14 protein-coding genes are annotated in these 13,329 nt (G+C 66.8%); all 14 read right to left on the bottom strand.

Annotated features, from left to right (window positions below):
- Positions 1-49 precede the first annotated feature (49 nt).
- The 14 genes from PKE85_RS04080 to PKE85_RS04015 all read right to left on the bottom strand — a co-directional run bounded on the left by PKE85_RS04080 (position 50) and on the right by PKE85_RS04015 (position 13,294).
- Positions 50-625 carry a tyrosine-protein phosphatase gene (locus PKE85_RS04080; protein ID WP_271203503.1) on the bottom strand — a complete coding sequence of 192 codons (576 nt, stop codon included), beginning with the start codon at positions 623-625 and terminating at the stop codon, positions 50-52.
- A 1,020-nt stretch (positions 626-1,645) separates the two neighbouring features.
- Positions 1,646-2,338, bottom strand: coding sequence for an outer membrane protein (locus tag PKE85_RS04075; RefSeq protein ID WP_271203502.1), 693 nt, complete (start codon positions 2,336-2,338; stop codon positions 1,646-1,648).
- Between the two features lie 223 nt (positions 2,339-2,561).
- A complete protein-coding gene (locus PKE85_RS04070; RefSeq protein ID WP_271203501.1) occupies positions 2,562-3,209 on the bottom strand; it encodes an outer membrane protein in 648 nt (215 codons plus the stop codon).
- A gap of 145 nt (positions 3,210-3,354) precedes the next feature.
- Positions 3,355-4,341, bottom strand: coding sequence for an NAD(P)H-dependent flavin oxidoreductase (locus PKE85_RS04065; RefSeq protein ID WP_271203500.1), 987 nt, complete (start codon positions 4,339-4,341; stop codon positions 3,355-3,357).
- A gap of 229 nt (positions 4,342-4,570) precedes the next feature.
- The gene (lipA, locus tag PKE85_RS04060; RefSeq protein WP_271203499.1) at positions 4,571-5,548 is read right to left on the bottom strand and encodes a lipoyl synthase; all 978 of its coding nucleotides are present in this window, start codon (positions 5,546-5,548) and stop codon (positions 4,571-4,573) included.
- Between the two features lie 136 nt (positions 5,549-5,684).
- The gene (locus PKE85_RS04055; protein WP_271203498.1) at positions 5,685-5,939 is read right to left on the bottom strand and encodes a GlsB/YeaQ/YmgE family stress response membrane protein; all 255 of its coding nucleotides are present in this window, start codon (positions 5,937-5,939) and stop codon (positions 5,685-5,687) included.
- Positions 5,940-6,024: 85 nt separating this feature from the next.
- The gene (lpdA, locus tag PKE85_RS04050) at positions 6,025-7,464 is read right to left on the bottom strand and encodes a dihydrolipoyl dehydrogenase (protein ID WP_271203497.1); all 1,440 of its coding nucleotides are present in this window, start codon (positions 7,462-7,464) and stop codon (positions 6,025-6,027) included.
- A gap of 184 nt (positions 7,465-7,648) precedes the next feature.
- Entirely contained in the window at positions 7,649-8,029 is a 381-nt protein-coding gene (locus PKE85_RS04045; protein ID WP_271203496.1) for a tautomerase family protein, read from the bottom strand.
- A 40-nt stretch (positions 8,030-8,069) separates the two neighbouring features.
- Positions 8,070-9,446 (bottom strand): pyruvate dehydrogenase complex dihydrolipoamide acetyltransferase, encoded by a 1,377-nt coding sequence (locus tag PKE85_RS04040; RefSeq protein WP_271203495.1) that lies wholly within the window; start codon positions 9,444-9,446, stop codon positions 8,070-8,072.
- Between the two features lie 4 nt (positions 9,447-9,450).
- On the bottom strand, positions 9,451-10,053 hold the full coding sequence (locus PKE85_RS04035) for a Uma2 family endonuclease (RefSeq protein ID WP_271203494.1): 603 nt from the start codon (positions 10,051-10,053) through the stop codon (positions 9,451-9,453).
- Between the two features lie 4 nt (positions 10,054-10,057).
- Positions 10,058-10,225: a hypothetical protein gene (locus tag PKE85_RS04030; protein ID WP_271203493.1), complete on the bottom strand. Its 168-nt coding sequence runs from the start codon at positions 10,223-10,225 to the stop codon at positions 10,058-10,060.
- 14 nt (positions 10,226-10,239) lie between these two features.
- A complete protein-coding gene (locus PKE85_RS04025) occupies positions 10,240-11,649 on the bottom strand; it encodes a pyruvate dehydrogenase complex E1 component subunit beta (RefSeq protein WP_271203492.1) in 1,410 nt (469 codons plus the stop codon).
- A gap of 70 nt (positions 11,650-11,719) precedes the next feature.
- On the bottom strand, positions 11,720-12,754 hold the full coding sequence (gene pdhA, locus PKE85_RS04020; RefSeq protein WP_271203491.1) for a pyruvate dehydrogenase (acetyl-transferring) E1 component subunit alpha: 1,035 nt from the start codon (positions 12,752-12,754) through the stop codon (positions 11,720-11,722).
- A gap of 228 nt (positions 12,755-12,982) precedes the next feature.
- The gene (locus tag PKE85_RS04015; protein ID WP_271203490.1) at positions 12,983-13,294 is read right to left on the bottom strand and encodes an FtsB family cell division protein; all 312 of its coding nucleotides are present in this window, start codon (positions 13,292-13,294) and stop codon (positions 12,983-12,985) included.
- Between the last annotated feature and the right edge of the window lie 35 nt (positions 13,295-13,329).

Below are 13,329 nucleotides of genomic sequence, written 5' to 3'. Positions count from 1 at the left end.
GGGACGGGTGAGGGCGGAGCGTCTCTGGTCGCCCGCCCCTCAGCCGAGGTCAAGAGCCGAAGAACCCCAGCGACGGCTCGGTCGCCTCCCAGGTGCGGTCCATGGCGAAGGACGGCAGGCCGTAGAACGCCACATGGCCATAGAGCGGCGAGAGCTGCCATTCCGCCCTCTCCTCGTCCGCGCCCTTGAGCGCGGCCAGATAGAGCGCGGAGGCGATCCCGGTGCGGTCCGCGCCGCTGCGGCAGTGGATCAGGATCGGCTTCGGCGCGTCGCGCATGATGGCGATGAGGCGGCGGACCTCGTCCGGCGTCAGCTCGGTCGCCGCCGACATGCGGAAGCTGATCAGCTGGACGCCGGCGGCCCGCGCGGCCTTCGCCTCGTCGTCGTACCACGGGCGCCCGACGCTCGCGCCGCGCAGGTTGAGAATGGTCGCAAGCCCATGCTCCCGCCGCAGCCGGAGGATCAGCTCCTGCGACGGCTGGGCCGAGCGGAACGCCTCGCCGGGCACGAGCTCATGAAAGTTGCCGGTCGAGACCAGCGTGGCGGCGTAGGCGCCGACGGCCGCCGCCAGCGCGCCGCAGGCGGCGAGCCCCCAGCGCAGAACGCCACGGAACGCGATCGTCATGTGTTTCCCTAAGCCCCCAAGCGGGGAGGCGCGCCAAGGCGCCCGCCGCCGCTCCATCAAGCCGCGGCCTCCATGGCCGAATGAAGGCGGACGGGAACCACCGCGCGGCGCGCGCGATCCCAATGAGAACCCGACACTGGCGCGCCCGAGACGTGAGTCGCATAAGATATATTATGGAACTAGCGGCGGCTTGCCTGCTGCCATTCTAACGAATAAATCCGCCGTCGCCCGGGGCAGCACGATAAAGAAAAGAGTGGCTGAATAAAGAGCGGCGGCTGATCCGTCAGCCCGCATATAAAAAATATCCTTATGTTAAAATAGAGCAATCTCCAGGAGAAATTCCGGTGTAGCTAATAAATATTCTCTCGGTCATGACCCCTCAAAGAGGCCTCTTTAAGTACATTAACCCCGAACTCAGCTTAAAGGCGTTTGAACACTTGGAAAAAGTGAGAGAAATATCCTCGTACCTAGAAATTCCCTTTGAGCACCAATACGATTCTGGATTAAAATCCTTAATCTTATTGCAAGCAAAACCAAGTTTTCCCGTGATTGATTTAATATCGTCTGGGGTATCAATAATTACTTTGATATTGTGTGCGTCGGGCTTCGTTGGCGATAGATTGAGGCGATGATTTTTGTAGTCGTCCTCTACGGCAGATATCATTCTCTTCAGAGATGTGAGAACGGCTGCTTCACGGGAAGGATGCTCGTCGGCTTGCACGGGAACAGCTCCGAAATTTAGGAGAGTTAGCAGCGCGAATGTACCGTGTGAAATGAAGGATGCCATAAGTCGCCGGAGTTTACCATTTTCTGGGGTGCTCAGAAGATTTTCGAGGGTATCGCAACTCGTTGACGGCGGATCAGTTGGCTATGATATTCTTGCCAACGTGCGACTTGTACCCTGCTTGCGTCGCATAATCCAAAATTCAGGCTGACCCAGCCAGATCAACCCGGAATGAAAATCAAAAAGGCCCCGCGGCGTGGCCGCGGAGCCTTTCATTCCACGTTCGACAGATTGGCTCAGAAGCCGAAGGTGTCGAACTTGTAGGACACGCCGCCCATCACGCGGTGCTCGGTGTAGTCGGCGCTGGCCGAGAAGCCGCGCGACGAGAAGCGGTCGCGGCCGTAGTCGGTGTAGCGGTAGTCGACGCGGACCGCGACGTTGTCGGTCGCGGCGTACTCGACGCCGCCGCCGACCGTCCAGCCGAGAGCGGTCTTGCTGTCCTTGAAGGAGCCGACGCGGGGAACGCTCACCTTGAACGAGCGATCCGCATAGGCCACGCCGCCCGCGGCGTAGACCAGGACGCGGTCGAAGGCGTAACCGATGCGGGCGCGGGTCGCGCCGGCCCAGTTGGTCTCGCCCAGCACGCGAGCGCCGAGCACGCCGCGCTTCTCGTCGATGTCGGTGTAGTTGAAGTCGGTCTCGACGCCGAGCACGACCGGCGAACCGTCGAGCTGGACGTTGTAGCCGGCGTAGCCGCCGACGATGAAGCCGTCGAGGTCGGCCTTGCCGCGGCCCTGGAAGGCGCGGACCTTGGTCTCGCCCCAGCCGTAGCCGGCCTGAACGCCGATGTAGAAGCCGGTCCAGGTGAAGGACGGAACGGCGATGGCCGGAGCCGGCTCGTAGGCCGGGAGGTCGGCGGCGGAGGCGGCGCCGGCGGCGACCACCAGGGCGAGAGCGGAAGCCGCGCCCAGAACCAGATTGCGAAGCATGTATCTTCCCCTTGCGCGAAAACGTCTCACGAACAAGCGCATGCGAGGAGAAATGGACTGCTTCGCGTTGTTTGTCCACGGGCGCGTGAACAGACAAGACGAGTGATGTTTTTCAGTTACGGAATACGCTTTAAATGCTCGGAAAATAAGGCGTTTATGAAAGAACCATTAAAAAAGCCCCGCGGGCGAAACCCGCGGGGCTTTCGACTTTCGCCTGATCGGCTCAGAAACCGAAGGTGTCGAACTTGTAGGCGACGCCGCCCATCACGCGGTGCTCGTCGCCCTTGACCTTCGCGCCGAGCAGACGGTCGGAGCCGTAGTCGGTGTAGCGGTACTCGCCGCGCACGGAGACGTTGTCGGTCGCGGCGTATTCGAGACCGCCGCCGACGGTCCAGCCGAGCGCGGTCTTGCTGTCGCGGCCGACGCCGCGCACGCGCACTTCGCGGTCGGCGTAGGCGACGCCGCCCGCGGCGTAGGCGAGGAAGCGGTCGAAGGCGTAGCCGACGCGGGCGCGGGTGGCGCCAGCCCAGTCGCTCTGGGCGCGCACGCCGCCGCGGCGGTCATCGACGTCGGAGTAGTTGAAGTCGGTCTCGACGCCGAGCACGACCGGCGAACCGTCGAGCTGGACGTTGTAGCCGGCGTAGCCGCCGACGATGAAGCCTTCCGGCTTCACGCCGCGGATGTTGGTGTCGCCCCAGGCGTAGCCGGCCTGCACGCCGATGTACGGTCCGGTCCAGGTGAAGGACGGCACGGCCGGAGCGGTGACGGCGGGAGCCGGCTCGTAGGCCGGGAGATCGGCCGCCTGGGCGCCGGCGACGAGGGCGACGAGAGCGCCGGCCGAAGCGGCGCCGAGAAGTGCGATGCGGATCATATGCGTACCTGCTTACTGTTCACGAACGCGCGCCTAAGGCGGGGGAAGCCGACGAGCGTTGGCGCCTAGGTGGACCTGTTCGCCCCCTATGTCGACGCCCGGAAAAGCGTGCGGCGCGGTCGTGCGACTTTCGCGCAACGCTTTTTCAGCGCCCGAACGCCGCGGAGCGGGCGGCGAGGTCCGAGCGCGCGGCGGCGTATTCCTCCGCCATGCGGGCCACAACGTCGGCCGTGGAGGGCGCGTCCGAGATCGCCCCGAGCCCCTGCCCTGCGCCCCAGATGTCGCGCCAGGCCTTGGCGCCGGACGGCCGTTCGGCGCCGGCGAAGTCCATGAGGCTCTTGTCGCCCGAGGGCAGCGCGTCCGGGTCCAAGCCGGCGGCGGCGATCGAGGGCTTCAGGTAGTTGCCGGCGATGCCCGTGAACAGCGACGAGTAGACGATGTCCCTGGCCGCGCCCTCCACCAGCATGCGCTTGTAGGCGGGCGCGGCGTTCGCTTCCTCAGTCGCTATGAAGCGGGTGCCCACATATGCGAGATCGGCGCCCGCGGCCTGCGCGGCAAGCACGGCTCGGCCGGTCGCGATCGCCCCCGACAGCAGAATCGGGCCGTCATAGATGGCCCGCACCTCCTGAATCAGCGCGAAGGGGCTCAGCGGCCCCGCATGGCCTCCGGCGCCGGCCGCCACCAGAATGAGGCCGTCCACCCCGGCCTCGATCGCCTTCTCCGCGTGCCGCACCGAAATGACGTCGTGGAACACTACGCCGCCCCAGTCGTGCACGGCGCGGGCCACCTCCCCCGGCGCCCGGAGCGAGGTGATGACGATCGGCGTCCGGTGGCGGGCGCAGGTCTTCATGTCCTCCATCAGCCGGGCGTTGGAGGCGTGGACGATCTGGTTGACCGCGTAAGGCGCGACCTTCGCCTGCAGGTTGGCCTCCGCATGCGCGCGAAGCTCGGTCTCGATCCGCGTCAGCCAGAGGTCGAGCTGCTCCTGCGGCCGGGCGTTCAGGGCCGGGAACGAGCCGACCACGCCGGCCTTGCATTGGGCGATCACCAGATCGGGCCCGGACACGATGAACATGGGCGCCGCCACCACCGGCAGCGTCAGTCGGCCTTCGAGCAGCGTGGGGATGGGCATGGGAGACCTTGGCGGGCGCGGAGCGGGACCGGGAGCCTAGCCGCGCCCTGCCGCGGCGTCATCCGCGAGGTCAAGCAGCTGCCTCACCGTTATGCCCGAGCAGGTCTCGGGCGTCCACGATTTGGGCGCGCAAGCGCTCACCAAGGGGAAGTCGTAGATACCCGCGCGAAGGCGCGGGCATGACGCAGGAGCAATCGCGCGGGGGCTGGCGATGGTTTTCGCCCCGCCGTCACTCCGCCGCGGCGGGCAGGCCTCCCGCCTTCGCGTTGCGGGCGGCGACGAGTTTCGCGAAATCCTCGCCCGCATGGTGCGAGGAACGGGTGAGCGGGCTGGACGACACCATCAGGAACTTCTTGGCGTAGGCCACCGTCTCGTACGCCTTGAACTCGTCCGGCGTCACGAAGCGCGCCACCTTGTGATGGCGCGAGGTCGGCTGCAGGTACTGGCCGACGGTGAGGAAATCCACGTCCGCGGTGCGCAGGTCGTCCATCAGCTGCAGCACCTCGTTCCGCTCCTCGCCGAGCCCGACCATGATGCCGGACTTGGTGAACAGGGTCGGATCGAGCTCCTTCACCCGCTGCAGCAGGCGGATGGAGTGGAAGTAGCGGGCGCCCGGCCGCACGGTCAGATAGAGCGAGGGCACGCATTCCAGATTGTGGTTGAACACGTCCGGCCGCGCCTCGACCACGATCTCGAGCGCCCCGTCCTTGCGCAGGAAATCGGGCGTCAGCACCTCGATGGTGGTGCCGGGGCTGGTCGCGCGGATGGCGCGGATCACCTCCGCGAAATGGCGCGCGCCGCCGTCCGCGAGGTCGTCCCGGTCCACCGAGGTGATGACCACGTGATGCAGACCGAGCTTCGCCACCGCCTCGGCCACGCGCTGGGGCTCGCCCCTGTCCACCGCCTCGGGCAGGCCGGTGCGCACGTTGCAGAAGGCGCAGGCCCGCGTGCAGGTGTCGCCGAGGATCATGAAGGTGGCGTGCTTCTTCGACCAGCACTCGCCGATGTTGGGGCAGCCCGCCTCCTCGCACACGGTGACGAGCTTGTTCGAACGCACGATGTCCTGCGTCTCGCGCCACACCGGCGAGCCGGGCGCGCGCACGCGGATCCAGTCCGGCTTCTTCAGCCGTTCGGTCTCCGGCCGGTGCGCCTTTTCCGGGTGACGCGGACGGGCGGCGCCGTTCGTGCGGTCGAGGACCGTGACCATGGGGAACGAACCCTGCTGCCTTCATGCCGAACGGCGACGGCCGGCCGGCGGAAACGAAAAAGGAGAGCCGCTTGGCGGCCCTCCTTACGACTTTAGACGAAGCCAGACGCCCCGTCGATCCGACGAACGTCCGTGATCAGCCGCGCCCGCGAACGAGACGATAGCCCCAGATCAGCAGACAGGCGCCCGCGATCGCCACGATGCACTGCCAGATCCAGCCGCCGGGCGGGATGACGCCCACGGCCCGAAGAATGGCGTTCATGACCACCGCCCCGATGATGCCGAGGATGATGTTCATGATCAGACCCATGTCCGATTTCATGATCTGCTCGGCGATCCACCCGGCGATCGCGCCGAGAATAATCGCCATAAGCCAACCGACGCCTTCCATGGACTGAACTCCCTGTGTGTCCCGACACGATCAAAACACCGAAGCCTGTCTGTGGTTCCAGCCCGAAAGGAATAAAAGTCGCCGATCAGATGTGGATTGCGCGGCCGTAGGCGTCGAGCACGCTCTCGTGCATCATCTCCGAGAGGGTCGGATGCGGGAACACCGCATGCATCAGCTCCTCCTCGGTGGTCTCCAGGTTCATCGCCACCACGAAGCCCTGGATCAGCTCCGTCACCTCGGCGCCAACCATGTGCGCGCCGATGAGTTCGCCGGTTTCGGCGTCGAAGATGGTCTTGACGAGGCCGTCCGGCTCGCCGAGCGCGATGGCCTTGCCGTTGCCGGTGAAGGGGAAGCGGCCGACCTTGATCTTGCGGCCCTGCTCCTTGGCCTTCTTCTCCGTGAGCCCGACCGAGGCCACCTGCGGCTGGCAATAGGTGCAGCCGGGAATCCTGGCCTTGTCCATGGGGTGGACGTCGAGCCCCTTGATGGCTTCGACGCAGATCACGCCCTCATGCTCCGCCTTGTGCGCCAGCATGGGCGGCCCCGCCACGTCGCCGATGGCGTAGACGCCCTTCACGCTGGTGCGGCCGAGCCCGTCGGTGACGACGCAGCCGCGCTCGGTCTTTACGCCCAGCGCCTCGAGCCCCAGATTCTCGATGTTGCCGACCACGCCGACCGCGGAGATCACCCGGTCCACCTTGATCGTCTCGGTCTTGCCGTCGCCGAGCTCGACGGTCGCGGTCACGTCGTCCGCGCCCTTGTCGAGTTTGGTCACCTTGGCGCCGGTGAGGATGCGGATGCCCTGCTTCTCGAAGCGCTTGCGGGCGTGGGCGGCGATCTCCTCGTCCTCGACGGGAAGGATCTGCGGCAGCACCTCGACGATGGTCACCTCCGCGCCCATGGTGCGGTAGAAGCTCGCGAATTCGACGCCGATCGCGCCGGAGCCCACCACCAGCAGCGATTTCGGGAAGGTTTCGGGGACCATGGCCTCGAAATAGGTCCAGACCAGCTTCTTGTCCGGCTCCAGCCCCGGCAGCACGCGCGGCCGCGCGCCGGTGGCGACGATGACGTGCTTGGCGGCATAGGTCCCCTCGCCTTTCGCCCCCTTGGGCGCCGGCGCGGGCGGGCCCTGCACGGACTTCTTGGACGCAGCCACCTTGACCTCGCCGGGCTTGGTCAGCGTCGCCTCGCCCCAGATCACGTCCACCTTATTTTTCTTCAGCAGGAAGCCGACGCCGCCGTTGAGCTGGGCCGAGACCCCACGCGAGCGCTTCACCACCGCCGCCGGATCGAACGTCACCTTCTCCGCCGACAGGCCGTAATCCTTGGCGTGCTGGAAATAGTGGTAGATTTCGGCCGAGCGCAGCAGCGCCTTGGTGGGGATGCAGCCCCAGTTGAGGCAGATGCCGCCCAGATGCTCGCGCTCCACCACCGCGGTCTTGAAGCCGAGCTGCGCGGCGCGGATCGCCGTGACGTAGCCGCCCGGCCCGCCGCCGATGACGATGATGTCGTAACTGTCGGACATGGGCGTTTCCTAAAAGGTGTCAGGGCCTTGTCTGGAAGCTCGCGCTCGCGTCATGCCCGAGCCTGCCTTGGGCGTCCACGACTTGAGCGCTCTGGCGTCCGCCATGACGCAAATCGTGGATGCCAGCCTTTTGCGGCATGACGGTTGCCCGGATCGCGCCTCGCGACGCCGTCCGGACGCAGCGTCAGGCGTATTGCGCCACGCCGTCGCCGAAGGACCAGTTCTCCTTCTGAACTTCGACGAGGTTGATCAGCACGTTGCGGGGCGCGACGCCGGGATTCGCGGCCAGCCTGTCGGCGATCGCCCGGTAGAGCGCCTTCTTCTGGTCCAGCGTGCGGCCGGCGTTGGCGGTGATCTGTATGATCACCAGATCGTCGTCCCGCTCCACGCCGAGATAGGACGGGTCGTAGACGAACTCGGACGACCCGTGCTCGTGGACGACCACGAACTTGTCCTTCTCCGGCACGCCGAAGGCTTCGCGCAGCGCCTCATAGACGCCTTCTGCGAGCGCGGTTTTATGGTCGTCGCCGCGGCCGGCGCGGAGCGAGATGCGGACGAGAGGCATGGATTGGGGGCTCCCTTGGTGTCGCGGAGGCGCGAGAGGCTCAGACCAGCAGGCCCATGGGCTTCTCGATCAGCCGCTTCACCGCCGAGATCAAGGTCGCGCCGAGCGCGCCGTCCACCGAACGATGGTCGCAGGTGAGCGTGAGGCTCATCACGGTCGCGATTCTGATCTCGTCCCCCTTCACCACCGGGCGCTTCTCCGCGCCGCCCACCGCGAGGATGGTGGAGTGGGGCGGATTCACCACCGCCGTGAAGTCCTTGACGCCGAACATGCCCAGGTTCGACACCGCCGTGGTGCCGCCCTGGTACTCCTCGGGCTTCAGCTTGCGGTCCCGGGCCCGGGCGGCGAAGTCCTTCATTTCCTTCGCGATGACCGACAGCGTCTTGGTCTCCACCGCGCGGATGATGGGCGTGATCAGCCCGTTGCCCGGCAGCGCCACGGCGACGCCCACGTCGGCGTGTTTGTGGCGCAGCATGGCGGTCTCGGTCCAGGACACGTTGGCGTCCGGCACCTGGGAGAGCGCGACGCCGAGCGCCTTCACCACCATGTCATTGACCGACACCTTCCACACCGGCTTGCCGTCCTTCTCGGGCGCCGAGGCGTTGATCTGCTCGCGCAGACCCAGCAGCGCGTCGATCTCGCAATCCACGGTGACGTAGAACTGCGGGATGGTCTGGCGGGCCTCCGTCATGCGGCGCGCGATGGTCTTGCGCATGCCGTCGTGGGGGATTTCCTCGTAGGAGCCCTCCGGGAACAGCTTCTTGATCGCTTCGTCCGAGGGCAGGCTCGGCGCGGGCGACTTGGCGGAAGGCGCGGCGTCCGGAGCCTTGGCGTCCGTCTTGGCCGGAGCGGCCTTGCCGCCGCCGGAGGCCTTGGCCTGCTCCACGTCCGCCTTCACCACCCGGCCATGCGGGCCGCTGCCGGAGATGGCCTTGAGGTCGAGCCCGGCGTCCCTGGCGATGCGGCGGGCGAGCGGCGAGGCGAACACGCGCTCGCCCTTGTCGCGGCTCGCATCATGGCCGTTGGCTGCGGGCTTCGGCTCCGCCTTGGCTTCGGTCTTGGGGGCCGCTTCAGACTTCGGCGCGGCGTCGGACTTCGCCTCGTCCGTCTTTTCGGCTTTGGCCGGCTCGGCCTTGGGCTTCGATCCGGCGTCCTTCAGCGCGCTTTCGTCCTCGCCTTCCTCCAGCAGGATGGCGATCAGTTCGTTGACCGGCACGTCGGAGGTTCCTTCCGGCACCACGATCCTGCCGACGACGCCTTCGTCCACGGCCTCCACCTCCATGGTGGCCTTGTCGGTCTCGATCTCGGCGATGACGTCGCCGGACTTCACGGCGTCGCCCTCCTTCACCAGCCACTTGGCGAGGTTGCCCTTCTCCATGGTGGGCGACAGCGCGGGCATCAGGATGTTGGTGGGCATGAGTCTAGGCCTCTTCGGAAGGCTTCTGAGGAGCCATGGGCTCGTCGAACGGGAACAGGGCGTCGAGCGGAAAGCCGATGGCGTCGAATGGCGCGGCGCGCACCTCCTCGCCCTCGCCGATGGCGGCGGGCAGCAGCCATTCGTCCGCAACGCGCGCGAAGGCTTCGAGCAGTTTGGTCTGGGGATCGAGCAGCCAGAGATGGCCGACGCCGGCATCCGCATAGATGCGGCGCTTGGGGCCACGGTCGAGCTTTTCCGTCGAAGGCGACAGAATCTCGCACACCCAGTCGGGCGCGGTCTCGACATAGGCGGTCTCGGGCTCGCGCGGCAGTCTTTCGCGCCGCCAGCCCGCGAGATCGGGAACCACCACATTCGGCCCGAGGTGCAGCTCGGGCTCCACCATGAAGATCCAGCCGCCGGGCCCGCCCCGGCCGCGCTGGAACGGGAAGCTGAGTTCGGCGCCGAGCTCGAGCGCCGCCCCCGCATGCCGCGGCGACGGCCGCGGATGCGTCTCAAGCACGCCGTCCACGATCTCCGCCACGCGGTGCGGGGGAACCGCCTGCAGGTCGGCGTAGGTGGCGCGGGAACGGGCGGGGTCGGCGTTCATGGCCTCAGCGTCTCATGAATCGGTCGAGCGCCATACGCACGAGGCGGCGGATGGCGCGGTTCTGCGCCTCGCGGGCCGAGGTCGGGGGAAGCCGCCGCGGGCCCGAGCCGGTGCGCGCCGCGCGGCGGCGCAGAACCTCGTTGGCGGCGGTCTTCAGGATCCGGCCCAGCATGCGCCGCCCTCCTCTCAGTCGCGGTAGCAGACCGCCTTCGCGGCTTCGACCACCTCGGCGACGCTCGGCAGCGCCAGCTTCTCCAGGTTGGCGGCGTAGGGCATGGGCACGTCCTTGCCGGTGACGCGGGCCACAGGCGCGTCCAGCCAGTCGAAGGCGTGCTCCATCATGCGGGCCGCGATTTCGGCGCCGACGCCCGACTGCGCCCACCCCTCCTCCACCGTCACAAGGCGGCCGGTCTTCTTCACCGACTCCACGATGGTCTCCGTGTCCATGGGACGGATGGTGCGCAGGTCGATGACCTCGGCCTCGATGCCCTCCTTCGCCAGCTCTTCAGCCGCCTTCAGCGCATAGGTCATGCCGATGGACCAGGAGACCAGCGTCACGTCCTTGCCCGGTCGGGCCACCTTGGCCTTGCCGATCGGCACCACATAGTCGTCGAGCTTCGGCACCGGGAACGACTGACCGTACAGGATCTCGTTCTCGAGGAAGATCACCGTGTTCTCGTCGCGGATCGCGGCCTTCAGCAGGCCCTTGGCGTCGGCGGCGGTGTAGGGCGCGATCACGGTCAGGCCCGGCACGTTCGAGTACCAGGCGGCGTAGTCCTGGCTGTGCTGGGCGGCGACGCGGGCGGCGGCGCCGTTCGGGCCGCGGAACACGATGGAGCAGCCCATCTGGCCGCCGGACATATAGAGCGTCTTGGCGGCGGAGTTGATGATCTGGTCGATCGCCTGCATGGCGAAGTTGAAGGTCATGAACTCGACGATGGGCTTCAGGCCCGCAAGCGCCGCGCCGACGCCCACGCCGGCGAAGCCATGCTCGGTGATGGGGGTGTCAATGACGCGCTCGGCGCCGAACTCCTCCAGCAGGCCCTGGCTGATCTTGTAGGCGCCCTGATATTCCGCGACCTCCTCGCCCATGAGGAACACGCGCTCGTCCCGTTTCATCTCCTCCAGCATGGCGTCGCGCAGCGCCTCGCGCACGGTGGTGGTCACGAACTCCGTGCCCTCCGGCACGTCGGGTTCGGGCAGCGCCTTGGGCGCGGGCGGGTTGGCGGCGGCGGATTCGGCTTTGGCGGGTTTCGCGTCCGCCTTGGCTTCGGCCTTCGCCTGCTCTTCGGCCTTGGAGCCGGAGGCGTCGGCGGACCTGGACGCGTCGCCCTTGAGCGCGGAGGCGTCCTCGCCCTCGGCGAGGATGAGCGCGATCGGCGTGTTGACCTTCACGTCCTCGGAGCCGTCGGCGACGAGGATCTTGCCGAGCACGCCCTCGTCGACCGCCTCCACCTCCATGGTGGCCTTGTCGGTCTCGATCTCGGCGATGACGTCGCCGGCCTTCACGGAGTCGCCTTCGTTCTTCAGCCACTTGGCGAGCTTTCCCGCCTCCATGGTCGGCGACAGCGCCGGCATGAGGACTTCGATCGGCATGGGGCGTCCCTCTGAGCGTTCAGGCTTTTGTCGTTCGGCCGGCGGACGGCCGGTCGTGGTCAGGCGCGCGTCACCGCAGGATGTCGGTCCACAGCTCGGACGGATCGGGCTCCGGATCGTTGCTGGCGAACTCGGCGGCGGCGTTGACGATGTCGCGCACCTCCTTGTCGATCGCCTTCAACTCGTCCTCGGAGGCCTGCTCGTTCTTCAGGATGCGGGCGCGGACCTGCTCGATCGGGTCGTGCGTCTCGCGCATCTTCTGCACTTCGTCCTTGGAGCGGTACTTCGCCGGGTCGGACATGGAGTGGCCGCGGTAGCGGTAGGTCACCATCTCGAGGATGTAGGGGCCTTTGCCGGAGCGGGCATGGGCGATGGCGCGCTCGCCGGCGGCGCGCACCGCCCGCACGTCCATGCCGTCCACCTGCTCGCCCGGAATGTCGAAGCTCAGACCGCGCTGGCTGAGGTTGGTGTTGGACGAGGCGCGCTCGACCGAGGTCCCCATGCCGTATTTGTTGTTCTCGATCACGTAGACGGCGGGCAGATGCCAGAGCTTCGCCATGTTGAAGCTCTCATAGACCTGTCCCTGGTTCGAGGCGCCGTCGCCGAAATAGACCAGGGAGACCTTGCCGTTCTTCTTGTACTTGTTGGCGAAGGCGAGGCCGGTGCCGAGCGAGACCTGCGCGCCCACGATGCCGTGGCCGCCGTAGAACTGCTTCTCCACGCTGAACATGTGCATGGAGCCGCCCTTGCCCTTGGAGTAGCCGCCCCGGCGACCGGTGAGCTCGGCCATCACGCCCTTGGGGTCCATCTCGCAGGCCAGCATGTGGCCGTGGTCGCGATAGCCGGTGATGACCTGGTCGCCGGGCTCCACCGCCATCTGCATGCCGATGACGACCGCCTCCTGGCCGATGTAGAGGTGGCAGAAGCCGCCGATCAGGCCCATGCCGTAAAGCTGGCCGGCCTTTTCCTCGAAACGGCGGATGAGCAGCATCTCGCGGTAGGCGTGAAGCTCCTGCTCCTTGGTGAAGGAGAGGACGTCGCCCGCCTCGACGGTCTCGGCGTCGTCGGCGTTTGAACGCGCGGCGTTCGCAGCGGATGCGGCCATGGACGTTCCCCTCCCATGCGTCTCGTTCTGAGCAGAGACCTAATGCGGCCTGAGGGCAAATCGAGGCTTGCGCCTTATCCGCCGTCGGTCCTTTGAGAAGGTTGTGCCCTTATAAAACTAAAGTCGCAAGAGGGTTTTGGACGAATTCGATTGTGCGCCGCAAGACCATTGAGGCTCTTGGGCGCCGCAGGCGCGAAGCGCGTCGGCTCCGCGCGAAGCCCTCGTCCGTCAGCGAGACTGGATGACCCGGTCGTTGGCGTTCAGCCAGCCGAGGTCCACCCGCGCCTGCTCGTCCAGCAGGTCGGGATCGAGCCGGTCCGAGCTCAGCAGCTCGATGCGGTGCTCGTAGGACGCGCGCGTCGACTTCAGATCGCCGAGCTTGGCGGAGAGCTGGGCGATTTCGGCCTCGAACTCGCGGCTCGCCACCAGCCCGTGCGCGCCCACATAGGCCTGCTGGCTGAAATAGGCGACCGCTCCGGTCGCCGTCAGCCAGAGCGCGAGATGGGCGGCGACGGTGCGCCAGCGGGTGCGAACGATCATGCGCAAAGGGTGGCCCTTCATGGTTGAAAAAGCGT

Source organism: Methylopila jiangsuensis (assembly GCF_027922305.1).
Classification (GTDB): domain Bacteria; phylum Pseudomonadota; class Alphaproteobacteria; order Rhizobiales; family Methylopilaceae; genus Methylopila; species Methylopila jiangsuensis.
This window is presented reverse-complemented; position numbering and strand designations above follow the sequence as displayed.

Bases quoted from the DNA above. Each gene is read 5' to 3' on its own strand.
- PKE85_RS04045 (WP_271203496.1), bottom strand. From the start codon at position 8,029: ATGCCTCTCGTCCGCATCTCGCTCCGCGCCGGCCGCGGCGACGACCAT.
- lipA (WP_271203499.1), bottom strand. From the start codon at position 5,548: ATGGTCACGGTCCTCGACCGCACGAACGGCGCCGCCCGTCCGCGTCAC.
- PKE85_RS04030 (WP_271203493.1), bottom strand. From the start codon at position 10,225: ATGCTGGGCCGGATCCTGAAGACCGCCGCCAACGAGGTTCTGCGCCGC.
- PKE85_RS04055 (WP_271203498.1), bottom strand. From the start codon at position 5,939: ATGGAAGGCGTCGGTTGGCTTATGGCGATTATTCTCGGCGCGATCGCC.
- PKE85_RS04015 (WP_271203490.1), bottom strand. From the start codon at position 13,294: ATGATCGTTCGCACCCGCTGGCGCACCGTCGCCGCCCATCTCGCGCTC.
- PKE85_RS04075 (WP_271203502.1), bottom strand. From the start codon at position 2,338: ATGCTTCGCAATCTGGTTCTGGGCGCGGCTTCCGCTCTCGCCCTGGTG.
- pdhA (WP_271203491.1), bottom strand. From the start codon at position 12,754: ATGGCCGCATCCGCTGCGAACGCCGCGCGTTCAAACGCCGACGACGCC.
- PKE85_RS04040 (WP_271203495.1), bottom strand. From the start codon at position 9,446: ATGCCCACCAACATCCTGATGCCCGCGCTGTCGCCCACCATGGAGAAG.
- PKE85_RS04025 (WP_271203492.1), bottom strand. From the start codon at position 11,649: ATGCCGATCGAAGTCCTCATGCCGGCGCTGTCGCCGACCATGGAGGCG.
- PKE85_RS04080 (WP_271203503.1), bottom strand. From the start codon at position 625: ATGACGATCGCGTTCCGTGGCGTTCTGCGCTGGGGGCTCGCCGCCTGC.
- lpdA (WP_271203497.1), bottom strand. From the start codon at position 7,464: ATGTCCGACAGTTACGACATCATCGTCATCGGCGGCGGGCCGGGCGGC.
- PKE85_RS04065 (WP_271203500.1), bottom strand. From the start codon at position 4,341: ATGCCCATCCCCACGCTGCTCGAAGGCCGACTGACGCTGCCGGTGGTG.
- PKE85_RS04035 (WP_271203494.1), bottom strand. From the start codon at position 10,053: ATGAACGCCGACCCCGCCCGTTCCCGCGCCACCTACGCCGACCTGCAG.
- PKE85_RS04070 (WP_271203501.1), bottom strand. From the start codon at position 3,209: ATGATCCGCATCGCACTTCTCGGCGCCGCTTCGGCCGGCGCTCTCGTC.